Source organism: Sphingomonas sp. Leaf33 (genome assembly GCF_001421785.1).
Lineage (GTDB): Bacteria > Pseudomonadota > Alphaproteobacteria > Sphingomonadales > Sphingomonadaceae > Sphingomonas.
Genome location: NZ_LMLB01000001.1, coordinates 1,614,828 through 1,635,717, shown reverse-complemented (window position 1 = coordinate 1,635,717; position 20,890 = coordinate 1,614,828). Strand labels below are relative to the sequence as shown.

At 66.4% G+C, this 20,890-nt stretch carries 26 protein-coding genes; 4 read left to right on the top strand and 22 right to left on the bottom strand.

The window, feature by feature from the left end:
* Positions 1–115 precede the first annotated feature (115 nt).
* The 22 genes from nuoG to tkt all read right to left on the bottom strand — a co-directional run bounded on the left by nuoG (position 116) and on the right by tkt (position 19,148).
* Positions 116–2,122, bottom strand: a complete 2,007-nt coding sequence (gene nuoG / locus ASE86_RS08120; RefSeq protein ID WP_056424406.1) for an NADH-quinone oxidoreductase subunit NuoG — start codon at positions 2,120–2,122, stop codon at positions 116–118.
* A gap of 81 nt (positions 2,123–2,203) precedes the next feature.
* Positions 2,204–2,812 (bottom strand): hypothetical protein, encoded by a 609-nt coding sequence (locus ASE86_RS15960; protein ID WP_156347070.1) that lies wholly within the window; start codon positions 2,810–2,812, stop codon positions 2,204–2,206.
* Positions 2,813–2,934: 122 nt separating this feature from the next.
* Positions 2,935–4,251, bottom strand: coding sequence for an NADH-quinone oxidoreductase subunit NuoF (gene nuoF, locus ASE86_RS08110; RefSeq protein ID WP_056424400.1), 1,317 nt, complete (start codon positions 4,249–4,251; stop codon positions 2,935–2,937).
* Positions 4,248–4,412: a hypothetical protein gene (locus ASE86_RS15955; RefSeq protein ID WP_156347069.1), complete on the bottom strand. Its 165-nt coding sequence runs from the start codon at positions 4,410–4,412 to the stop codon at positions 4,248–4,250. The genes nuoF and ASE86_RS15955 overlap by 4 nt, the downstream gene beginning before the upstream one ends.
* Complete coding sequence (locus ASE86_RS08105) at positions 4,409–5,083, bottom strand: complex I 24 kDa subunit family protein (RefSeq protein ID WP_056424397.1); 675 nt, start codon at positions 5,081–5,083, stop codon at positions 4,409–4,411. The genes ASE86_RS15955 and ASE86_RS08105 overlap by 4 nt, the downstream gene beginning before the upstream one ends.
* A complete protein-coding gene (locus tag ASE86_RS08100; RefSeq protein ID WP_056424394.1) occupies positions 5,076–5,267 on the bottom strand; it encodes a hypothetical protein in 192 nt (63 codons plus the stop codon). The genes ASE86_RS08105 and ASE86_RS08100 overlap by 8 nt, the downstream gene beginning before the upstream one ends.
* Positions 5,264–6,499, bottom strand: a complete 1,236-nt coding sequence (locus tag ASE86_RS08095) for an NADH-quinone oxidoreductase subunit D (RefSeq protein ID WP_056424391.1) — start codon at positions 6,497–6,499, stop codon at positions 5,264–5,266. Before ASE86_RS08095 ends, ASE86_RS08100 begins: the two co-directional genes overlap by 4 nt.
* Entirely contained in the window at positions 6,496–7,398 is a 903-nt protein-coding gene (locus ASE86_RS08090; protein ID WP_056424388.1) for an NADH-quinone oxidoreductase subunit C, read from the bottom strand. Before ASE86_RS08090 ends, ASE86_RS08095 begins: the two co-directional genes overlap by 4 nt.
* Positions 7,395–7,952 carry a NuoB/complex I 20 kDa subunit family protein gene (locus ASE86_RS08085; RefSeq protein WP_056424385.1) on the bottom strand — a complete coding sequence of 186 codons (558 nt, stop codon included), beginning with the start codon at positions 7,950–7,952 and terminating at the stop codon, positions 7,395–7,397. Before ASE86_RS08085 ends, ASE86_RS08090 begins: the two co-directional genes overlap by 4 nt.
* A gap of 17 nt (positions 7,953–7,969) precedes the next feature.
* Positions 7,970–8,344, bottom strand: a complete 375-nt coding sequence (locus tag ASE86_RS08080) for an NADH-quinone oxidoreductase subunit A (RefSeq protein ID WP_056424382.1) — start codon at positions 8,342–8,344, stop codon at positions 7,970–7,972.
* Positions 8,345–8,606: 262 nt separating this feature from the next.
* On the bottom strand, positions 8,607–9,407 hold the full coding sequence (locus ASE86_RS08075; RefSeq protein ID WP_056424379.1) for an inositol monophosphatase family protein: 801 nt from the start codon (positions 9,405–9,407) through the stop codon (positions 8,607–8,609).
* Positions 9,408–9,629: 222 nt separating this feature from the next.
* Positions 9,630–10,193, bottom strand: a complete 564-nt coding sequence (gene efp, locus ASE86_RS08070; protein ID WP_056424376.1) for an elongation factor P — start codon at positions 10,191–10,193, stop codon at positions 9,630–9,632.
* Between the two features lie 64 nt (positions 10,194–10,257).
* Positions 10,258–10,911 carry a M23 family metallopeptidase gene (locus tag ASE86_RS08065; protein ID WP_082441756.1) on the bottom strand — a complete coding sequence of 218 codons (654 nt, stop codon included), beginning with the start codon at positions 10,909–10,911 and terminating at the stop codon, positions 10,258–10,260.
* A complete protein-coding gene (locus ASE86_RS08060; RefSeq protein WP_056424373.1) occupies positions 10,908–11,945 on the bottom strand; it encodes a L,D-transpeptidase family protein in 1,038 nt (345 codons plus the stop codon). Before ASE86_RS08060 ends, ASE86_RS08065 begins: the two co-directional genes overlap by 4 nt.
* Before the next feature lie 74 nt (positions 11,946–12,019).
* The gene (gene thiE / locus ASE86_RS08055) at positions 12,020–12,706 is read right to left on the bottom strand and encodes a thiamine phosphate synthase (protein ID WP_056424370.1); all 687 of its coding nucleotides are present in this window, start codon (positions 12,704–12,706) and stop codon (positions 12,020–12,022) included.
* A 55-nt stretch (positions 12,707–12,761) separates the two neighbouring features.
* Positions 12,762–13,667, bottom strand: coding sequence for a fructose bisphosphate aldolase (locus ASE86_RS08050; RefSeq protein WP_056424368.1), 906 nt, complete (start codon positions 13,665–13,667; stop codon positions 12,762–12,764).
* A 30-nt stretch (positions 13,668–13,697) separates the two neighbouring features.
* Positions 13,698–14,024, bottom strand: coding sequence for a type II toxin-antitoxin system PemK/MazF family toxin (locus ASE86_RS08045; protein ID WP_056424364.1), 327 nt, complete (start codon positions 14,022–14,024; stop codon positions 13,698–13,700).
* Positions 14,021–14,284 carry a ribbon-helix-helix protein, CopG family gene (locus ASE86_RS08040; protein ID WP_056424361.1) on the bottom strand — a complete coding sequence of 88 codons (264 nt, stop codon included), beginning with the start codon at positions 14,282–14,284 and terminating at the stop codon, positions 14,021–14,023. Before ASE86_RS08040 ends, ASE86_RS08045 begins: the two co-directional genes overlap by 4 nt.
* 52 nt (positions 14,285–14,336) lie before the next feature.
* Positions 14,337–15,527 carry a phosphoglycerate kinase gene (locus ASE86_RS08035; protein ID WP_056424359.1) on the bottom strand — a complete coding sequence of 397 codons (1,191 nt, stop codon included), beginning with the start codon at positions 15,525–15,527 and terminating at the stop codon, positions 14,337–14,339.
* Positions 15,524–15,976: an MOSC domain-containing protein gene (locus tag ASE86_RS08030; protein ID WP_056424356.1), complete on the bottom strand. Its 453-nt coding sequence runs from the start codon at positions 15,974–15,976 to the stop codon at positions 15,524–15,526. Before ASE86_RS08030 ends, ASE86_RS08035 begins: the two co-directional genes overlap by 4 nt.
* A 132-nt stretch (positions 15,977–16,108) precedes the next feature.
* Complete coding sequence (gap, locus tag ASE86_RS08025; protein WP_056424353.1) at positions 16,109–17,113, bottom strand: type I glyceraldehyde-3-phosphate dehydrogenase; 1,005 nt, start codon at positions 17,111–17,113, stop codon at positions 16,109–16,111.
* Between the two features lie 49 nt (positions 17,114–17,162).
* Positions 17,163–19,148 carry a transketolase gene (gene tkt / locus ASE86_RS08020; protein ID WP_056424351.1) on the bottom strand — a complete coding sequence of 662 codons (1,986 nt, stop codon included), beginning with the start codon at positions 19,146–19,148 and terminating at the stop codon, positions 17,163–17,165.
* Positions 19,149–19,278: 130 nt separating this feature from the next.
* On the opposite strand from tkt, the gene ASE86_RS08015 reads away from it, so the two are divergent.
* The 4 genes from ASE86_RS08015 (at position 19,279) to ASE86_RS08000 (ending at position 20,735) form a co-directional block, all read left to right on the top strand.
* Positions 19,279–19,470: a hypothetical protein gene (locus ASE86_RS08015; protein ID WP_056424348.1), complete on the top strand. Its 192-nt coding sequence runs from the start codon at positions 19,279–19,281 to the stop codon at positions 19,468–19,470.
* Positions 19,470–19,775: a cell division protein ZapA gene (locus tag ASE86_RS08010; RefSeq protein ID WP_056424345.1), complete on the top strand. Its 306-nt coding sequence runs from the start codon at positions 19,470–19,472 to the stop codon at positions 19,773–19,775. Before ASE86_RS08015 ends, ASE86_RS08010 begins: the two co-directional genes overlap by 1 nt.
* 199 nt (positions 19,776–19,974) lie before the next feature.
* Complete coding sequence (locus ASE86_RS08005) at positions 19,975–20,520, top strand: 5-formyltetrahydrofolate cyclo-ligase (RefSeq protein ID WP_156347067.1); 546 nt, start codon at positions 19,975–19,977, stop codon at positions 20,518–20,520.
* Positions 20,517–20,735: a DUF2842 domain-containing protein gene (locus tag ASE86_RS08000; protein ID WP_056424339.1), complete on the top strand. Its 219-nt coding sequence runs from the start codon at positions 20,517–20,519 to the stop codon at positions 20,733–20,735. Before ASE86_RS08005 ends, ASE86_RS08000 begins: the two co-directional genes overlap by 4 nt.
* Positions 20,736–20,890: the final 155 nt, after the last annotated feature.

Here is a 20,890-nt window from a genome sequence, read left to right as displayed (position 1 = left end):
AGCATGGTGGAGGGGGCGTACGGCAGGCGAAGACGCTCGTGGCGCCCCTCCTCCACCACTCGGCTATCACCGAGCGGTCCCCCTCCCCGTACCGGGGAGGACTTCATCATCGCAATCACTCCGCGGCCTCCGCAAACTCTTCCCCGTGCAGGATTTCCGCCGAGCAACGCTGCATCGTCGGGCTCGCCCGGCAGATGCTGTTGGTCAGGTAGAAGTCCTTCACCGGATAGGCGACCTCGCCCGACGCGGTCGCGGGCAGCGACGGCACGGCCCAGTCGAAGCGGGCCAGCCCTTCTTGCGCCAGTGCCGGCACCGCGGCGAACATCTTCGCGCGCAGTTCCTCGAACGTGTCGAACGGCAGCGGCGTGCCCAGACGCTCGCTCAGCGCGCGCAGAATCGTCCAGTCCTCGCGGGCGTCGCCCGGCGGGAACACGGCGCGGTCGCCGCGCTGCACGCGGCCTTCGATATTGACGTAGGTGCCGGGCTTCTCGGCATAGGTCGCGCCCGGCAGGATCACGTCGGCATGATGCGCGCCTGCGTCGCCGTGATGGCCGACGAACACCTTGAACGCACCCTCGAACGCGGCATGGTTCACTTCGTCGGCGCCCATGAAGAAGACGAGACGCGGCTTGGCGTCGATCAGCTCGGCGACACCGCCGGGCCGGCTGAAGCTGAGCATCAGGCTACCCATCCGCGCGGCGGAAAAGTGCAGGACGTTGTAGCCGTTCCAGCCATCGCGGACGAGGCCGAGCGTATCGATCAGCCCGAGCGTCGCCCCCTGCGCAGTGTTCAGCGGCGCGCCGCCGACGATCACCATCGGGAACTTGGCGGCCGCAAACGCCTCGCTCACCGCGTCCGGCAGCTTACCGAGCAGCGACAGGTCGTTGCCGAGCCATTCGACGCTGTAGGTCAGCTCCGTCTCCGGCCCGATCGCGAAGACCTTGGCGCCCTTCTTGATCGCCTTGCGGATACGCGTGTTGACCAGCGACGCTTCCCAGCGGACGTTGGTGCCGACCAGCAGGATCACATCGGCCTGCTCGACCCCGGCGATCGTCGAGTTGAAGTTGACCGCGGCCAGGCTCGACGTGTCGTATCTGGCGCCCGTCTGGCGCCCCTCGTGCAGATTCGAGCCGAGCGACGTCAACAGCGTCTTGGTAGCAAAGATCGTCTCGCAATCGAGCATGTCGCCGTGAACCGCGGCGACGCTGCTACCCGCGCCTCGCGCGACACCGGCAATCGCATCGAATGCCTCGTCCCAGCTCGCCGCGACCAGCTTGCCGCCCTTGCGGACATAGGGCTTGTCGAGGCGGCGGCGGACAAGTCCGTCGACGTGGTGGCGCGTCTTGTCGTGCGCCCATTCCTCGTTCACGTCCTCGTTGATGCGAGGAAGCGCGCGCAGCACCTGGCGACCGCGGCTGTCGAGCCGGATGTTGGTGCCGACCGCGTCCATCACATCGATGGCGAGCGTCTTGCGCAGCTCCCACGGCCGCGCCTCGAACGCATAGGGCTTCGACGTCAGCGCCCCCACCGGGCACAGGTCGACGACGTTGCCCGACAGCTCCGACTGCACGGCGCCCTCGAGATACGAAGTGATCTGCATGTTCTCGCCGCGGTACAGCGCGCCGATATCCTCGACGCCCGCGACTTCCTCGGCAAAGCGCACGCAGCGTGTGCACTGAATGCAGCGGGTCATGACCGTCTTGACGATCGGACCCATGTACTTTTCGGTCACCGCGCGCTTGTTCTCGGTGTAGCGCGAATGGCCGCGCCCGTAGGCGACCGACTGGTCTTGCAGATCGCATTCGCCACCCTGGTCGCAAATCGGGCAATCGAGCGGGTGGTTGATGAGCAGGAACTCCATCACCCCTTCACGCGCCGCCTTCACCATCGGGCTGTCGGTGCGGATTTCCTGATTGTCCGCGGCCGGCAGTGCGCACGACGCCTGCGGCTTCGGCGGTCCGGGCTTCACCTCGACCAGGCACATGCGACAGTTGCCGGCGATGCTCAGGCGCTCGTGATAGCAGAAGCGCGGGATTTCCTTCCCCGCAGCCTCACAGGCCTGGAGCACCGTCGCACCGGCGGGGACCTCGACCTCGATCCCGTCGACTTTTACTTTTGGCATCGAACTCTCAATCCAATCTTGCGACCGCCTCGTTGATAGACGAGGCGGTCGCCTTCGATCTTCGTAGTCTAGATTCAGAACTTAGTTTTTACTCGAAACACCCGACGCAGCATGCGCGCCCAACGCACTCGCGATCATCGCGCGATGCGTAACGCTATCAAGACCTGCGGTCTGCTCCCGAACACCGCACTGCGGGGTGGCCGCAGCAAGTCGTTCTTCGGCAGCCTTTTCTTCGGCCGACGCCAGCCCCGTCGCCAGGACGGCGCGAGCTGCCCCCGCGTCGCGCTTGACTTGGCAACTCGCCAATCGGATCGCATCGCCAAGCATTGGGGAGATAGCGGGATCGATCCCCGGCTCGGCCCCTGACAAACCGCTGCCATCACCCGGCAACACCTTCTTGCTCTTCAACGCACCTTCCGACATCGCGGCACGCATCAGAAACACGGGTACGCCGCCTGCCCCTTCGTTGCAGCGAAGGTTGCGACGAACGGTTTGATCGATCAATTTGCTTTCTTCAGCAGATCCAAAGCTTGTCGCTAGGATCTCACGACTTTTTATCGAACCACCTGCGCAATTCACGAAAGACAGCGCTCGGGAATAGGGCCCGGTCACTGATGTAGGAGCCTGGTACTGTCCGTTGCGAACGCGTGTGTTGAATTGATCGATATTAACATTGCCCAGCGGCTGCACAGGAATGACCCTCGGCGGCGGTGGTGCGGTCGGTTGTTGCGCGGACGCGGACATGGACGTGCACGCCGAGAACCCTATCAACGCCACGCTGGCTACACGCACTAGCGATACCCGAAGCTTCATCATTCCGCTGCCTCCTGCAAAGATGTCAGACTGCTGACACCCCCAGTATTACGCTCAATGATGCGCCGTTCAATCTCCGGACGAAAATGCTTGATGAGGCCCTGGATCGGCCACGCGGCGGCGTCGCCCAGCGCGCAGATGGTGTGGCCTTCGACCTGCTTGGTCACCTGATGCAGCGTGTCGATTTCGCTGATGTCGGCGTCGCCGGTACGCAGCCGTTCCATCACGCGCCACATCCAGCCGGTGCCTTCGCGGCACGGGGTGCACTGGCCGCAGCTCTCATGCTTGTAGAAGTACGACAGGCGGCTGATCGCGCGGACGATGTCGGTCGACTTGTCCATGACGATGACCGCCGCGGTGCCGAGGCCCGATCCGACCGCCTTCAGGCCGTCGAAGTCCATCGCGCAGTCCATGATCTGCGCGGCGGGCACCAGCGGCACCGATGAGCCGCCGGGAATGACGGCGAGAAGGTTGTCCCACCCGCCACGGATGCCGCCGCAGTGCTTCTCGATCAGCTCGCGGAATGGGATGCTCATCGCTTCCTCGACGACGCACGTGCGCTCGACGTGGCCGCTGATCTGGAAGAGCTTGGTGCCCTTGTTGTTCTCATCGCCGAAGCTGGAGAACCATTCCGGCCCGCGGCGCAGGATGGTCGGCGCGACCGCGATCGATTCGACGTTGTTGACCGTGGTCGGGCAGCCGTAGAGGCCAGCGCCGGCCGGGAACGGCGGCTTCAGGCGCGGCTGGCCCTTCTTGCCCTCCAGGCTTTCGATCATCGCGGTTTCTTCGCCGCAGATGTAGGCGCCGGCACCGCGGTGGACGAACACGTCGAAGTCGTAGCCCGACTTGCACGCGTTCTTGCCCAGGAACCCGCGGTCGTAAGCCTCAGCAACGGCAGCGAACAGCGTTTCCGCCTCGCGGATATATTCGCCGCGGATGTAGATGTACGCGGCCCGCGCGCGCATCGCGAAGCCCGCGACCAGCGCGCCTTCGATCAGCAGGTGCGGATCGTGGCGGATGATCTCGCGGTCCTTGCAGCTGCCGGGCTCGGACTCGTCGGCGTTGATGACCAGGAAGCTCGGGCGATCGGCGCGCGGTTCCTTGGGCATGAACGACCATTTCATACCGGTCGGGAAGCCTGCGCCGCCACGGCCGCGCAGCCCGCTCGCCTTGATGCGATCGATGATCGTATCCTGGCCGAGCTCCAGCAGCGCCTTGGTATTGTCCCACGCACCGCGCGCCATCGCCGCGTCGATGCTCCACGGCTGATAGCCGTAGAGGTTGGTGAAGATGCGGTCCTTGTCGGCGAGGCTCACTTGCCATTCCCCAGCAGCTTCTGGCCACAGGCCAGGATAGCGACGACGATCGCCGCGCCGATCGCCAGGCCGAGCAGCTTGAAGCTGAGCTTCAGCACCCACCCCAGGACGACGATCGCGCCGATGACGGCCAGTAGGGTGACGAGCATATTCTTGCTCATGCCGCCCACTCCGGCCGATAGTCGTGGTTCTCGTCCACCATCGCGGTCAGCGTCGTCGGGCCGCCGAGCGGTTCGACGGTGTGGCGACCCGGTTCCTGCGTGCCGGTCTTCGGCGCTTCGCCCGCAGCCAGCGCCTGGAGCAGCGCGGTCGTGCGGTCGTAGTCGAGGTCTTCGTAATTGTCGTCGTTGATCTGGACCATCGGCGCCGAAGCGCAATTGCCCATGCACTCGACCTCGGTCAGCGTGAACAGGCCGTCGGGCGTCGTCCGCCCCTTGTTCAGCCCCATGTTCCTGCACGCCGCCATCACGTCGTCCGACCCGCGCAGCATGCACGGCGTCGTGCCGCACACCTGGACGTGGAATTTGCCGACCGGGGCGAGGTTGAACATAGTGTAGAAGGTCGCGACCTCGAGCACGCGGATGTACGCGACGCCGATCTGGCGCGCGACGAATTCGATCACCGGGATCGGCAGCCAGCCTTGCGTGTGCGTCTCCACCCCCACCTGGCGCTGGGCGAGGTCGAGCAGCGGGATCGACGCGGATTGCTGGCGACCGGCCGGATAGCGACCGATGATCTCGTTCGCCTTTTCCTGGTTCTCATGCGTCCAGGCGAACCCGCCCCAGCGGGCGCGGACTTCCGCTTCGTCAGGGATCTGGGGTGCGTCAGCCACGGCTGTCAGCCTTTTGAAGTTCATGCAGCGACGGCATGACCCGACCGCTGATTATAAGCAGACCTGTCAGTCCGCCCCAAAGCGGGAACGGAACGTGGACAAGTCCGAAAACATCGATCGACAGCAACGCGGCTAAGACGGTCGCGCCGATCAGCCACAGAGCCTGAAGTGTCGTCAGCCTCACCGGTCGCACTCCCCGAACACGATGTCGAGCGCGCCGAGGATGGCGGTCGTGTCAGCCAGCATGTGGCCGCGCGACATGAAGTCCATCGCCTGGAGGTGGCTGAACGCGGTCGGGCGGATCTTGCAGCGGTACGGCTTGTTGGTGCCGTCGCTGACCAGGTATACCCCGAATTCGCCCTTGGGGCTCTCGGTCGCGACATACACTTCGCCCGCTGGAACCTGATAGCCTTCGGTGTACAGCTTGAAGTGATGGATCAGCGCTTCCATCGACCGCTTCATTTCGCCGCGCTTGGGCGGGCCGACCTTGCGATCGGTGGTCATGATCGGGCCTTCGGGCATTTCGGCCAAGCACTGCTTCATGATGCGCGCCGACTGGCGGACTTCCTCCACGCGGACCATGAACCGGTCGTAGCAGTCGCCGCGCGTGCCGACGGGGACGTCGAATTCCATCCGGTCGTAGACGTCGTAGGGCTGCGACTTGCGCAGGTCCCAGGCGATGCCGGCACCGCGGATCATCGGGCCGGAGAAGCCCCATTTCACCGCGTCGTCACGGGCAACGATGGCGATGTCGACGTTGCGCTGCTTGAAGATGCGGTTTTCCGCGACCAGGCTGATCGCATCCTCGAACAGGCGCGGCAGGCGATCGTCGAGCCAGTCGGCGATGTCCGCCAGCAGCTTCAGCGGCACGTCCTGGTGTACACCGCCGACGCGGAAGTAATTGGCGTGCATCCGGGCTCCGCTCGCCCGCTCGAAGAAGTTCATGCAGTCTTCGCGGATTTCGAACAGCCACAGGTTCGGCGTCATCGCGCCGACGTCCATGACGTGGCTGCCGAGGTTCAGCATGTGGTTCGAGATGCGGGTCAGCTCGGCGAAAAACACGCGCAGATATTGCGCGCGCACCGGCACGTCGAGGTCGAGCAGCTTTTCAACCGCCAGCACGAAGCTGTGCTCCATGCACAGCGGCGAACAGTAATCGAGCCGGTCGAAATAGGGCAGCGCCTGGGTGTAGGTCTTGTGCTCGATCAGCTTCTCGGTGCCACGGTGGAGCAGGCCGACATGCGGGTCGAGCCGCTCGACAATCTCGCCGTCCAACTCCATGACCAGCCGCAACACGCCGTGCGCGGCCGGGTGCTGAGGCCCGAAGTTGATCGTGTAGTTCTGGATCTCGACATCGCCCGGCGTCGGGTCGGCGGCATCGGTGCGGCCGGCGATCTCGTCGATATACTCGCTCATTGGTTCTGCCCCTTGCCCTGGCCGGGCACGACATCGGGGTTGGCAGGCGCGGGGCCGTCATCCGGGTGCGGCTTGCCGGCACCGGTCTGCGCGGTTCCCTCGCTCGTCTTCGGCTCGTCGGTCTTGGCCGTCTCGACCTCGGCAGCAGCGGCATCGGCCTTTTGCACCTGGTCGGCGGTGACCGGCGACGGCGCGCCCTTCGCTTCGCCCTGCGCGGCTACGTTGGTCGACGGCGTCACGACCAACGGTGCGGGCGGGGTCTGCGCAGGCGCCGGCATTGGCGCCTTTTCGTCACCCGGCAGCACGTATTCGGCGCCTTCCCACGGCGACATGAAGTCGAAATTGCGGAAGTCCTGCGCCAAAGACACCGGCTGATAGACGACGCGCTTCGCCTCTTCCGAATAGCGCAGCTCGACGAAGCCCGACAGCGGGAAGTCCTTGCGCTGCGGATGGCCGCGGAAGCCATAGTCGGTCAGGATGCGGCGCAGGTCCGGGTTGCCGGAGAACAGCACGCCGTACATGTCGTACACTTCGCGCTCCAGCCAGCCCGCGACCGGCCAGATGCCCGTCACGGACGGCACCGGCTGCACTTCGTCGGTCGTCACGCGAACGCGGATGCGGTGATTGCGGGTCAGCGACAGCAGGCAATAGACGACGTCGAAGCGCTCGGGCCGCGACGGATAATCGACGCCCGCCATCTCCATCAGCTGCTGATATTCGAGGCCGGGCGTGTCGCGCAGCGCGATCATCGCCGGCACGATCTGGGCACGATCGATGGTCAGCGAGACTTCGCCGACCAGATCGGTCGCCTCGACCAGCATCGCGCCCAGCGTCGCGGTCGCCAGATCGATCACGCCCGGATTGAGGTCCGGCGTATAGCGGGGTGCGGGCGCCCTCACCGCTCCACCGTCCCGACGCGGCGGATCTTCCGCTGCAACTGCATGATGCCGTAGAGCAATGCTTCCGCGGTCGGCGGGCAACCGGGGACGTAGATATCGACCGGCACCACGCGGTCGCAGCCGCGCACGACGCTGTACGAATAATGGTAATAGCCGCCGCCGTTGGCGCAGCTGCCCATCGAGATAACGTACTTCGGCTCCGACATCTGGTCGTAGACGCGGCGCAGCGCCGGGGCCATCTTGTTGCACAGCGTGCCCGCGACGATCATCACGTCCGACTGGCGCGGGCTTGCGCGCGGGGCGGCGCCGAAGCGTTCGAGGTCGTAGCGCGGCATGTTGACGTGGATCATCTCGACCGCGCAGCACGCGAGGCCGAACGTCATCCACCACAGCGAGCCGGTGCGGGCCCACTGGAACAGCTCCTCGGTCGAGGTAACCAGGAAGCCCTTGTCGTTCAGCTCGCCGTTCAGATCGGTGAAGAACGCCTGATCGGGCAAGGCGCCGGGCGCAGGCTGGTGCGGGAGCAGGACGCTGCCCTGCTGCGAATGGCTCATGATGTCAGGTGTCTGGCTCATTCCCAGTCCAACGCCCCCTTCTTCCACGCATAGACGAGGCCGAGTGCCAATTCGCCGATGAAAACCATCATCGACGTCCAGGCGACCCACCCCAGATCGAACACGGTCACCGCCCAGGGGTAGATGAAGGCGGCTTCGAGATCGAAGATGATGAACAGGATCGCCACGAGGTAGAAGCGCACGTCGAACTGGCTGCGCGAATCCTCGAACGCGGGGAAGCCGCATTCATATTCGGTCAGCTTCTCGGGCGTCGGCTGGTGCGTGCCGGTAAAGCGCGCGGCGATCATCGGCAGGACGACGAACGCCCCCGACAGGACGAGTGCGATCCCGAGGAACATCAGGATCGGCAGATATTGCGACAGATCGACCAAAATGCGCTCTCGCAGATGCGAACAAAAGGATGCCGCGGGCTCTAGACCCGAGGGGTGCAGGGAGCAAGGGTTTGCGGCGTGAGAATGAATCGCAAAAGAGGCTGAAAAATTCCTCCCCGAGCTTGTCTCGGGGAGGGGGACCGCTCGGCGAAGCCGAGTGGTGGAAGGGCTTGGGAAGCCGGCGCGTGCCGCGCCGCCCCTCCACCACTCGGCTTCGCCGAGCGGTCCCCCTCCCCCAGCAAGCTGGGGGCGGAATTTTGAATCAGCGCAGCGCGTTCGCGACCAGCTTGTGGAGGCGCGAGTGGATGTCGCCGTTGGCCGCCAGCACTTCGCCCTTTTCCACCGCGCGGTCGGTCCCGCGGAAATCGGTGACGAAGCCGCCAGCTTCCTTCACCAGCAGCCAGCCTGCCGCGACGTCCCACGGCTTCAGCCCGCTTTCCCAGAACGCGTCATAGCGCCCCGCCGCGACCCAGGCGAGGTCGAGCGCGGCCGAGCCGAAGCGGCGAATGCCGGCGACTTCGGGGGCGACCGCACCGAAGATGCGGCTCCACTGCGTGAAATCGCCGTGGCCGAGGAACGGGATGCCGGTCGCGACCAGCGCGTCGGCCAGGTCGCGGCGCGACGATACGCGCAGGCGGTTGCCCTGCACCCACGCACCACGGCCCTTTTCCGCCCAGAAGCCTTCGTCGGTCAGCGGCTGGTAGACCATGCCGTGCGTGATCCCGCCGACCGGATCGTCGACCGCGATCGAGATCGCGAAGTGCGGAATGCCGTGCAGGAAGTTGCTGGTGCCGTCCAGGGGATCGACGATCCACCGCGGCTTAGACGGATCGCCGGCGATTTCGCCGCCCTCCTCCAACAACAGCCCCCAGTCGGGCCGCGCCTTGCGCAGTTCCTCGACGATCGTTTCCTCGGCCTGCTTGTCGGCCATCGACACGAAGTCGGCCGGGCCCTTGCGGCTGACCTGGAGGTTCTGGACCTCGCCGAAGTCGCGGCGGAGACGCGGTGCTGCCTTGCGGACGGCGCGTTCCATGACGGTGATGAGGCCGGAATGGGAAACCATAAGTCACCTTATAGCCCTCTCCCCTTCAGGAGAGAGGGTTGGGAGAGGGGGGAGGTCTAATAGAGACCGTTGCTCGTGGCACGGCCCCTCTCCCCGGCCCCCTCCCCTGAAAGAGAGAGGGAGATCGGATCACTCAGCGACATGGGCAAAGCCCATGTCGTCGGTCGGGCTTTGCCCGCCGGCCGGTCGGCTGACTGTGCGAAATAGCTTCGCTATTTCGTCTCAGTCGGCGCGCCTGACATACGTCTGTTCGTACACGTCGACGACGATCTTCGTGCCCGTGCCGATATGTGGCGGCACCATCACGCGCACGCCGTTCTCCAGGATCGCGGGCTTGTAGCTCGACGACGCCGTCTGGCCCTTCACGACCGCGTCGGCCTCGACGATCACCGCTTCGATCGTATCGGGCAGTTGCACCGAAATGGCTTCTTCGTCGTACAGTTCCATGACCACGTCCATGCCGTCCTGCAGGAAGGCCGCCGCATCGCCGAGCAGGTCGCGCGGCAGGGTCGTCTGGTCGTAGGTTTCCTTGTCCATGAAGACCAGGTTGTCGCCTTCCGCAAACAGGAACTGGAAATCCTTGGTGTCCAGGCGGATACGCTCGACGCTTTCGGCCGAGCGGAAGCGGACGTTGTTCTTGCGGCCATCGCGCAGGTTCTTCAGCTCGACCTGCATATAGGCCCCGCCCTTGCCGGGCTGCGTGTGCTGGATCTTGACCGCGCGCCAGATGCCGCCTTCGTATTCGATGATGTTGCCGGGACGGATGTCCACGCCGCTGATCTTCATGGGTTCTCGACCTGTTGGAAAGAGCCGGGAGCGCGGGGGATGCCCGCGTCCGAGGGCGCCGCCCTTACCGCGTGGCCGTCGATCCGGCAAGCAGCGGGTACGGATTGACCGGCGTTCCCGCGTACCAGCGCTCACCCGGCGCCATCCGCGACATGCCAAAATGGAGGTGGTAATTCCCGGCGCCGGCGTTGCCGGTATCGCCGACCAAGCCGATCTGCTGGCCCGCTCGCACCGCGGCACCCTCCCGCAATTCCGGCGCATAGGCGCCGAGGTGCGCGTAGTAATAGATCCACCGCCCGTCGTGTGAGCGGACGTAGATCGTGTGACCGCCCGCCCCGCTTTCGAAGACCCGCTCGATCCGACCCCCCGCCGCCGCCAGCACGGACGATCCGCCCGGTGCCATGATGTCGATTCCGGTATGCGCGCGCGTGCCGCCCCCGCGCGCCTGTCCCCAGCTGTCGACCATCTGTCGCGCGGTCACGCCTTGCACCGGGATGATGAGGCCAGAGGGCGCGACGACCGGCGCTGCGTCCTGGGCGGGCTCTGCCGCGACGGCAGAGACTGGCGCCTCGGCGCGTTCGATCCGGCCGGTGAAACGCACCATCGCCGCGACCGCGACCAGCCCCATCGCCAGGAAAGCGGCGACGTAGAGACCGAACCGCCGCGCCCGGCGTCCGCGCGAGGCGGGCTTGGCACCGGGAGCGGGCGGTGTCTTCATGCGCGGAAGACCGCCTTGGTCCCCGGCTTCACCATCAGCGCCAGGCGCGCGGCATCCCAGTTGGTAAGGCGGATGCAGCCATTGCTTTCGGTCCGGCCGATATTCTGCGGCTCCGGTGTGCCGTGAATGCCGTAATGCGGCTTCGACAGGTCCATCCAGACGACGCCGACCGGGTTGTTCGGGCCGGGTTGCAGCACTGCCTCCTTGGCGCCCGGCTTGCTGCCGGCGATCAACTTCGGGTCGTACTTCCAGTCGGGATTGAACGCGGTGCCCTTGATCGTCCACGTCCCGATCGGCAGCGGGAACTCGGCAGAGCCCATCGTCGCGCTGAACTGCGCGACCAGCTTGTCGTCCTTGTCGAGCACGCGCAGCACGCCGTCGGATTTGTCGACGACGATGTGGTCGGCCTCCGGCTGCTTGGCGTCCACGTTCAGCATCGCGACGGTCGAGCGCCACGCCGCATCATCGATCGTGTAGGCGCGCGATGTCGGCAGCGCGTTCGGCACCACGATCCGCGCGCCCGCGCGCATCATCGTCTCCGGGCTGTTCAGCGCGACCAGCACCTGCGGCGTGGTGTGGAACATCTCGGCCAGCTTCTCCAGCGGCGAGTGATAGCCGAGCTGAGGAAGCTTCGATTGTTCGTTGTAATCCTTGGAGATTCGCCCGATGTAAGGGCCAACAAGGATCGTATCGGTCAGCTCGACGGTCTTCAGCGGCCGCCACCCGCGAAACGGGTACAGCGCGCGAAGCGTCGCCGGGTCTGCCGTCCCCGTCTGCTTCAGCCCACGGCTTTCCTGAAAACCCTTCAACGCCGCCTTCAGCGACTGGCCGCCTTTGCCGTCAAGGACGCCGGGCCCAAAGCCGAGCTTGTCGAGGATCACCTGCACATGCAGCACGCCGGGATCGACCGGGGCAGTGCCAGCGGCAGCGGAGGGTGCAGCCGGCGCCTGCGCGTCCGCCGACGGCACTTGCGACGCGACCGCCAGTGTCGTTATTCCCAGGCCGGCCACCGCCAGCAACACGCGCTCCCGCATCCTCGACCCTTTCGTTACGCAACCCTATCATTGGCGTAACGACGCAACCGGTCGGAGGTTGCCGTGGCGCGCGATCAGTCCAGCAGATCGGCAAAGGCGCGGACGGCCGCGGCTTCGTCTCCACTCCATACCGCGTTCGACACGGCCAGGAAGTCGGCGCCTGCGGCGACCAGCGGCGCGGCGTTGGCGGGGGTGATCCCGCCGATCGCGACACAGGGAATCTCGAACAGCGCGCCCCACCACGACAGGATCGACGGCTCGGGCACATGCTGCGTCGTCTTGGTCGTCGTCGGATAGAAGGCGCCGAACGCGACATAGTCCGCCCCCGCCTCGCCTGCTTCCATCGCCAGATGCCGGCTGTCGTGGCAGGTCACGCCGACCTGGGCATCGGGGCCGAGCACATCGCGCGCCTCCCGCGCGTCGCCATCCGACTGGCCCAGATGCACGCCATCGGCGCCCAAACGCTTGGCCAGGCTGATGCTGTCGTTGACGATGAAAGCGACATCGCGGTCGGCGCAGATGCGCTGCAACGGTTCGGCGAGCCTGGCCGCCGCGTGCTGGTCGATGTCCTTCACGCGAAACTGGAACGCCGCGACCGGCCCCGCATCCAGCGCGTTCGCGAGCCGGTCGGCAAAGCCGCCGGCCACGTCGAGCGGCGAGATGAGGTACAGCTGGCAGGCCCCACGCCGTTCGTCGCGCACGAAACGCTGGGCGAAACCGGGGTCGAGCGGGCCGAGGGGGTCTTCGATAGGATCGGTCATGCGGCGCTGCCTAGCCGGTCGCGCGGGGCTTTGCCACACGCGACCGGCATTGGTGTCACGCCGGAGCGTGGGTCTTGGTGGTCGATGCGGCGTGGATCTCGTCGATCGCGCCGCCGAGCGAGGCATCGAAGTCATCGTCCGACATCGGCGCGCGCAGGTCTTCGAGCAGCGCACGGCTGAAGCTGGCGATCATGCCGCGGTTCTTGGCGAGCTCGGCGCAGGCCTCGGGCCGGGCATAGCCGCCCGACAACGCGACGACGCGCAGGACACGCGGGTGATCGACCAGCGGATCGAACGTGCCGGGCACCGCGGGGATCGACAGCTTCAGCATCACCTGCGGGCCGTCCGCGTCGTCATCGAGCGCTGCCAGAAGCTCGTCCAGCAGGATCAGGTCGGCTTCTGCACGTTCCGGCGACTTGATGTTGATCTCGGGCTCCAGCATCGGCATCAGCCCGGCTGCGATCACCTGCTCCGCGACCGCTAACTGCTGCGACACGATCGCCGCGATCCCATCCTTGTTCGCAAGGTTGATGACGGAGCGCTCCTTGGTCCCGAACACGCCCAGGCCCTTTGCGCGGGCGAGCAGCGTGTCGAGCTCCGGCATCGGCTTCATCAGCTGCACGCCGTTCGCCTCGTCTTCCAGCCCCTTGTCGATCTTGATGAACGGCACGACGCCGCGCTCGATCAGCGCCTGGGGGGCGGGCTTGCCATCGACCTGGCCGTCCATCGTCCGCTCGAACAGGATGGCGCCCAGCACCTTTTCACCCGTGAAGCACGGCGAGGTGATGATGCGGCTGCGCATCTGGTGGATCAGGCCGAACATCTCCTCGTCCGAACTCCAGGCGCCGTCTTCGACGCCATAGCCCTTCAGCGCCTTGGGCGTGGATCCGCCCGACTGGTCGAGCGCGGCGATGAAGCCCTGTCCATCGGCGATCTTCGCGGTCATATCCTGCGTATTCATGGGTTTCCTCGGCTGTTTTATGGTTTGGTGTTAGAGTGCCAACCAGCGGCGGAGCGCTTGGTCGACGAGAAACATGACGTCGTCGGAGGCGACGCCGATGCGGCGGCCGAGCCGTTCGCGGCGGATAGCCTGGACCAGATCGATCTCGATTTCGCTGTCCATCAACAGGTTGGTGTCGTCGCCGGCCGTGACTGGTACACGGTAGAAGCTGTCGCCGCTGATCTCGCTGGTGATCGGACAGACGGTGATCGCGGGGTGATGGGCGTTGAACGGTTCAGCCTGCACGATCAGGCTCGGTCGCGGCTTGTTGGAGAAGTCGCCGCGACCCAATGCCGCGACGATATCGCCGCGCCTCATTCGGCTGCCGTGCGAGATGTCAGGTCGCTCAAGTCGTCGTCGGCCGCGGAGAGCGCTTCCCAGGCGTCGTCCTGCGGCGTCCAACGGCGGGCGGCAGCGCGGAGCGATTGGCGCTTGGCTTCCGCCATGAAAGCGCTGTCATGCAGTTCGACGTAGCGGCGGACGGCCTCACGCGCGATGTCACTCTTGCTGCGCCCTTCGGAGCGCGCAACTGCGCTTAGCCGCCGTTCGAGATCGTCGTCGAGTCGGACACCCAACATGCTGCCACCTGCGTGTTTAACATGTTAAACGTAGCAGGTGGCGAATGCGATTTCAACGCGTCAGTGCAGCGACGCCGGGGAGGTCCTTGCCTTCCATCCACTCCAGGAACGCGCCGCCGGCGGTCGACACGAACGTGAAATCGCCCGCCGCGCCTGCCTGGTTGAGCGCAGCGACGGTGTCCCCGCCCCCGGCGACCGACACCAGGCCGCCCTCCTTGGTCAGCGCCGCGGCGGTCTTGGCCAAGCTGACCGTCGCGGTGTCGAACGGCGGCGTTTCGAACGCGCCGAGCGGACCGTTCCACACAAGCGTCCGGCAGTTCTTCAGCACGTCGGCCAACGCTTCGGTCGCCGCCGGGCCGATGTCGAGGATCATCTCGTCGGCCGCCACCTCATGGACATTCACGGTCCGCGCCGTCGGATTGGCCCTGAATTCCTTGGCCACCACGACATCGTACGGCAGGTGGACGGTGCAGTTGGCCGCGTCGGCCGCGTCGAGGATATCCTCTGCGGTGCCGGTCAGGTCGTGCTCGCACAGCGACTTGCCGACATCGACGCCGCGCGCGGCAAGGAAGGTGTTGGCCATGCCGCCGCCGATGATCAGGTGATCGACCTTCGTCACCATCTGGCGCAGCACGTCGAGCTTCGACGATACCTTGGCGCCACCGACGACCGCGGCGACCGGATGCTCGGGTTTGCCGAGTGCCTTGTCGAGCGCGTCCAGTTCGGCCTCCATCGCGCGGCCGGCGAAGGCGGGCAGCTTGTGCGCGACGCCTTCGGTCGAGGCATGGGCGCGGTGGGCGGCGGAGAAGGCGTCGTTGACGTAGAAGTCACCCAGCGCCGCGATGCGGTCGACCATTTCGGCGTCGTTCTTTTCCTCGCCCGCGAAGAAGCGCGTGTTCTCGAGGATCGCGACGTCGCCGGGGCGCATCGTCGCGACCGCTTGCGGAGCCCCGTCCCAGTCGACGAACTGGACCGGTCGGCCGAGCACGTCCTGATAGGCGCTGGTCACCAGCGACAGGCTCATACCCGGATTGCGCTGTCCCTTCGGGCGGCCGAAGTGCGCCAGGATCAGCACGATCGCGCCCTTGTCGGCGAGTTCGGTCACGGTCGCCAGCGTGGCGCGCATCCGCGTGTCGTCGGTGACGCGGCCATCGGCCATCGGCACGTTCAGATCCTCGCGGACCAGCACGCGCTTGCCCGAGAGGTCGCCGATGTCGTCGAGGGTCCTGAACGCACGCGTCATGCTTCAATCCTTATCTCGTCTCCGACGGCAATGTTGCCGCCGGTAATCACCATTGCGCACGCCCCGCCGCGCCAGTCGGGCGCCAAGGCAGCGCGAAGCCCCTCGGCCAGCGCCTCCATCCGCTCGCACGGATCGGTTTCGCGGGTCACTTCGAGCACGACGTCGGCGCCGATCCGCAGGCGGACGCCCTTCGTCTGCGGCAGGTCGAGATCGCCCACCAGCAGGTTCGCGCGGCGCTCCTGCCACGGCAGGCTATGCCCGACCTCCGCCATCGCCACGTCCCAGTCGCCGCGTTCGATGAGGGTCACCTGGCGGCGGTAGGGCTTGCCCTTCATCGCGCCGCGGAAGTCGCCGGCGATGCCGGTCTCCGGGGTCACGCGGACGTGCTCCACGACCTCCATCGGCGCTTTCGGACGCGCATGGCGGGCGATGCCGACTAAAACACCCATAGCCGTCACCCCCGCGAAGGCGGGGGTCCATCTCCGAACTGCGCCGCACGCACCGGGGTGATAGCGTGCGGCACGTCCGGGAGATGGGTCCCCGCCTGCGCGGGGACGACGTCAGGAACCGCCAACACGTGATTAAACCAGCTTCGCCATCGCGCCGGCGGTATCGACCATGCGGTTAGAGAAGCCCCATTCATTGTCGTACCAGCTGACGACGCGCACCAGCTTGCCGTCGAGCACGGCCGTTTCCAGGCTGTCGACGGTCGAAGACGCCGGCGTGTGGACGATGTCGATGGAAACCAGCGGCTCGTCCGAATAATAGAGTACACCTTTCATCGGGCCATCGGCCGCGGCCTTCAGCAGGTCGTTGACCTCTTCCTTCGTCGTGTCGCGCGACGGCGTGAACGTCAGGTCGACCAGGCTGCCGTCCGGCACCGGCACGCGGATCGCCGAGCCGTCGAGCTTGCCCTTCAGTTCGGGCAGAACCTCGCCGACCGCGCGGGCGGCGCCCGTGGTCGTCGGGATCATCGACATCGCGGCGGCACGCGCGCGGCGCAGGTCCGGGTGGATCTGGTCGAGGATCTTCTGGTCGTTGGTGTAGGCGTGGATCGTGGTCATCAGCCCGCGTTCGATCCCGATCGCGTCGTTCAGCACTTTAGCGACCGGCGCCAGACAGTTGGTCGTGCACGACGCATTGGACACGATCGTGTGGCCGGCCTCCAGCTTGTCGTGGTTGACGCCGTAGACGACGGTCAGGTCGACACCCTTGGCCGGGGCCGAGATCAGCACCTTCTTCGCACCCGCATCAATGTGCTTCTGCGCGCTTTCGCGGTCGGTGAAGAAGCCGGTGCACTCCAGTACCAGATCGACGCCGTTCTCGGCATGCGGCAGGTTGGCGGGATCACGCTCGGCGGTCACCTTGATGCGCTTGCCGTCGATGACAAGGTCGGTGCCCTCGGCCGAAACCTCGCCCGGATACTTGCCGTGGACGCTGTCGCGGCTGAACAGCCAGGCGTTCGACTTGGCGTCGGCCAGATCGTTGATCGTGACCAGTTCGAGCCCGCAATCGGGACGCTCCAGGATCGCGCGCGCCACCAGACGCCCGATGCGGCCGAAGCCGTTGATCGCAACCTTCGTCATGTCATACCCTCCTGTTATCCGTTCGAGCCCGATCGGGCGAACGGCGGTTTTACTTGCCCAGCGCCGCCTTCACCTGCGGCGCGATCTTGTCGGCGGTCAGGCCGAAATAGTCGTACAGCTGGTCCGCCGGCGCCGAAGCGCCGAAGCGGTCGATGCCGAAGCGCAGGCCCTGCACCATCGTATAGCGTTCCCACCCGATCGTCGTGCCCGCCTCGATCGAGACGCGCAGCACCTGCTCCGGGGCGACCGGCGGCAGCACGTCGTCGCGGTACGCGGCCGGCTGCGTATCGAAGCGCGACCAGCAGGGCATCGAGACGACATCGGCGCCGATGCCGTCGGCTTCCAGCTTGTCCGCGACATCCAGCGCGATCTCGACCTCGGAGCCGGTCGCGATCAGGACGACCTTGCGCTCCGCGGTCGCGGCACGCAGGCGGTAGCCGCCCTTTGCCGAGAGATTTTCTCCTCCGATCTCGCGCACTTGACGCAGGTTCTGGCGGGTAAGTGCGAGGAGCGACGGACCGTCCTTGCGTGCGACCGCACAGGCCCAGGCCTCCGCCGTCTCGACCGAATCGCACGGCCGCCACACGTCGAGGTTGGGGATCAGGCGCAGCGACGTGACATGCTCGACCGGCTGGTGCGTCGGACCGTCTTCGCCCAGCCCGATCGAATCGTGCGTCATCACGAAGATCGAGCGCGCCTGCTGGAGGGCCGCCAGGCGGATCGCCGGCCGGGCATAATCGGAAAAGACCAGGAAGGTGCCGCCGTACGGCACGATACCGCCGTGCAGCGCCATGCCGTTCATCGCCGCGGCCATGCCGAATTCGCGGATACCGTAGTGGACGTAGCGGCCCGAATAATCGGTCGCGGTCATCGCGGTCGCGGTCGACTTGGTCTGCGTGTTGTTTGACGGGGTCAGGTCGGCCGATCCGCCGACCAGCGCCGGATAGGCGGCGGTCAGCTTCTCCAGCACCAGTTCGCTCGACTTGCGCGTCGCGACCTTCGCACCGCCGCGGGCGATGTCGTCGAGCGCGACCTTGGCCACCGCATCGAGATCGAAATCGCCGACCATGCGCGCGGTGAAATCCGTTCCGTTCGAGGCACTTGCAAGACGCTGCTGCCAGTCGGCGTGAGGTACGGCGGCGGCCTTGCCCGCCAGCGCCCACGCATCGCGGATGTCCTGCGGCACGTCGAACGCGGGATGGTTCCAACCGATCGCGGCACGGGTCGCGGCGACCTCGTCGGCGCCGAGCGGCGATCCGTGGACCTTGTGGCTCCCGCCCTTGTTCGGGGCGCCCCTGCCGATGATCGTGCGGCAGCGGACCAGCGTCGGCTTGCCCGTTTCGGCGATCGCGGCATCGAACGCCGCGGCGATGCTCGCCGGGTCGTGGCCGTCGCACTCGACCACCTGCCAGCCGGTCGCGACATAGCGCGCGGCGATGTCCTCGCTGGTCGACAGCTCGGTCGATCCGTCGATCGTGATCCTGTTGTCGTCCCACAGCACGATCAGGCGCCCCAGGCTCAGATGTCCGGCCAGGCCGATCGCTTCGTGATTGACGCCTTCCATCAGGCACCCGTCACCCGCGATCGCCCAGGTGCGGTGATCGACCAGCGCGTCGCCGAATTCGGCGTTCAGGTGCCGCTCGGCGATCGCCATGCCGACCGCCATCGCCACGCCCTGCCCCAGCGGCCCCGTCGTGCATTCGATGCCGGGCAGCTCGAAATTCTCCGGGTGGCCCGCACACGGGCTGCCGAGCTGGCGAAAATTGCGGATGTCCCCGATCGTCGGCTGCGCATAGCCGGTCAGGTTGAGCAGGCTGTAGATCAGCATCGATCCGTGGCCCGCCGACAGCACGAAGCGGTCGCGGTCGGGCCAGTGCGGGTCGGTCGGATCGTATTTCAGATACTTCGTGAACAGCACGGTCGCGACATCGGCCATGCCCATCGGCATACCGGGGTGACCGGAATTCGCGGCCTCCACCGCATCCATCGACAGCGCCCGGATGGCGTTGGCGAGCTGGGCGTCGGAGACAGCCATTCACGTCTTCCTCGAAATCATGGAGGGGCGGATTCGCCCGTGCGCGGGAGCCTTTGCGCATCGTCGCAGGGTTCCGTCAACCGTCCCGCTGGGTGCTTGCCCGCCCGCGCAAAGCTGGTACTCCGGTGTCATGAGCGATCAAGCGCCTGAAATCGCGACCGCACGGATCGAACGGGCGCTGGCCCGGATCGAGGCGGCGTCCGCGACCGCCCTGCGCCGCCACGCCGACCTCGCCCATCGCCACACGGCGCTGCGGGCGCAGATCGGCGACGCGATCGCACAGATCGATTCGCTGATCGCCGCCGAGACGGGGGCCGATTGATGGCCGAAGTGCGCCTGAGCATCGGCGGTCGGACCCACGTCGTCGCCTGCCGCGACGGTGGCGAGGCGGCGCTGGAGGCACTGGGTCGGCGGCTCGACGCCCATGCCGCGACGGCGGCGCGGGCGGCGGGCGGCCAGGGTGGCGAGCGGACGATGCTCTACATCGCGCTGATGCTGGCCGACGAGCTGACCGAGGCCGAACAGGCCCGCGGCGGCGCGGGCGCGTCGTCGATCCTGCTCGACCGCATCGCCGAGCGGCTGGAGCGCATCGCCGACACCCTTGAGCAAAGCACCGGGAACGCCTAGATACATCAGCGGCGGGCACTGCCCGGTACGAGCCAAATATATCCCTGAGGCTATTCATCATCCTTAGGGGGCTGTCCCTACGCAGACCCTGGTCTGCAGTACATGGTCCCCACCTGACGTACCGTGCGTCAGAGGATATCCCGGCACACGGCCACGGCGGTCCCGCCACCGCCAGCAAACACGCGAAAGGGGCGTTTGCGTGAGCGAGGACAAGAAGGCTCTCAGAGCCCATATGCGCGCCGAACGCGACGCGTTCGCCATGCAGAGCGACAGCGTCATCGTGCCCCCCGCCGACTATCTTGCGCGGCTGCGCGAAGGCATGGTCGTCGCCTCCTACATCCCGGTCGGCAGCGAAGCCGATCCGACGCCGCTGGCCGCGGCCGCGCGGGCCGCCGGTGCGACGCTCGCCCTGCCGCATGTCGAGCGGCGCGATGGCGAGATGCGGTTCCTGGCCTGGATCGACAACGATCCGCTGGCGCCGGGTGCCTACGGCATCCGTCAACCCGGCAGCGACGCGCCCGAAGTCCATCCGGACATCGTCCTGACCCCGCTCGTCGCCTTCGACGACGCGTTGAACCGATTGGGCCAGGGTGCGGGCTATTACGACCGCGCCTTTGCCCGTCTGCCACATGCCTGGCGGCTGGGGATCGCCTGGTCGGTGCAGCAATTGCTGATGATCGATTGCGACCCGTGGGACGTCCCGCTCCACGCCGTCGTCACCGAACGCGGAATGGTGCGCTCATGACGCCCAGTTGGCGCAAGCCGGTCGGCGCGCTCGGCATGCTCGCCTGGATCGCGTTCTGGGTGGTGCTGGTCACCAGCTTCTCGCACGTCATCGGTGCGTGGCCGGTGCTGGTGCAGGCGGTGGTGTATCTGATCGCGGGCGTCGCGTGGCTGGTGCCGCTGAAGCCAGTGCTACAATGGATGGAAACGGGTTCGATCCGTCCGCCTGGGGAGTGAGCTGAGGCGCCGGGCGCGCTTGCCCCCACCCGTTCGCCCTGAACTTGTCGAAGGGCTGCCCGTCTTCTTTTATGTGAAGCACGCAGCGTCGTCGGCCGGGGCCGAGGCCCCGCCGGCCGAGCTTGTCGATGTGGACTGCGCTTGCGGTCTCTCAA

Excerpts from the sequence above, each read along its gene's own strand:
- nuoG (WP_056424406.1), bottom strand. The coding sequence starts at position 2,122 with ATGCCAAAAGTAAAAGTCGACGGGATCGAGGTCGAGGTCCCCGCCGGT.
- ASE86_RS15955 (WP_156347069.1), bottom strand. The coding sequence starts at position 4,412 with ATGAGCAAGAATATGCTCGTCACCCTACTGGCCGTCATCGGCGCGATC.
- ASE86_RS08095 (WP_056424391.1), bottom strand. The coding sequence starts at position 6,499 with ATGAGCGAGTATATCGACGAGATCGCCGGCCGCACCGATGCCGCCGAC.
- ASE86_RS08085 (WP_056424385.1), bottom strand. The coding sequence starts at position 7,952 with ATGAGCCATTCGCAGCAGGGCAGCGTCCTGCTCCCGCACCAGCCTGCG.
- ASE86_RS08075 (WP_056424379.1), bottom strand. The coding sequence starts at position 9,407 with ATGGTTTCCCATTCCGGCCTCATCACCGTCATGGAACGCGCCGTCCGC.
- efp (WP_056424376.1), bottom strand. The coding sequence starts at position 10,193 with ATGAAGATCAGCGGCGTGGACATCCGTCCCGGCAACATCATCGAATAC.
- ASE86_RS08065 (WP_082441756.1), bottom strand. The coding sequence starts at position 10,911 with ATGAAGACACCGCCCGCTCCCGGTGCCAAGCCCGCCTCGCGCGGACGC.
- ASE86_RS08060 (WP_056424373.1), bottom strand. The coding sequence starts at position 11,945 with ATGCGGGAGCGCGTGTTGCTGGCGGTGGCCGGCCTGGGAATAACGACA.
- thiE (WP_056424370.1), bottom strand. The coding sequence starts at position 12,706 with ATGACCGATCCTATCGAAGACCCCCTCGGCCCGCTCGACCCCGGTTTC.
- ASE86_RS08050 (WP_056424368.1), bottom strand. The coding sequence starts at position 13,667 with ATGAATACGCAGGATATGACCGCGAAGATCGCCGATGGACAGGGCTTC.
- ASE86_RS08045 (WP_056424364.1), bottom strand. The coding sequence starts at position 14,024 with ATGAGGCGCGGCGATATCGTCGCGGCATTGGGTCGCGGCGACTTCTCC.
- ASE86_RS08040 (WP_056424361.1), bottom strand. The coding sequence starts at position 14,284 with ATGTTGGGTGTCCGACTCGACGACGATCTCGAACGGCGGCTAAGCGCA.
- ASE86_RS08035 (WP_056424359.1), bottom strand. The coding sequence starts at position 15,527 with ATGACGCGTGCGTTCAGGACCCTCGACGACATCGGCGACCTCTCGGGC.
- ASE86_RS08030 (WP_056424356.1), bottom strand. The coding sequence starts at position 15,976 with ATGGGTGTTTTAGTCGGCATCGCCCGCCATGCGCGTCCGAAAGCGCCG.
- gap (WP_056424353.1), bottom strand. The coding sequence starts at position 17,113 with ATGACGAAGGTTGCGATCAACGGCTTCGGCCGCATCGGGCGTCTGGTG.
- tkt (WP_056424351.1), bottom strand. The coding sequence starts at position 19,148 with ATGGCTGTCTCCGACGCCCAGCTCGCCAACGCCATCCGGGCGCTGTCG.
- ASE86_RS08015 (WP_056424348.1), top strand. The coding sequence starts at position 19,279 with ATGAGCGATCAAGCGCCTGAAATCGCGACCGCACGGATCGAACGGGCG.
- ASE86_RS08010 (WP_056424345.1), top strand. The coding sequence starts at position 19,470 with ATGGCCGAAGTGCGCCTGAGCATCGGCGGTCGGACCCACGTCGTCGCC.
- ASE86_RS08000 (WP_056424339.1), top strand. The coding sequence starts at position 20,517 with ATGACGCCCAGTTGGCGCAAGCCGGTCGGCGCGCTCGGCATGCTCGCC.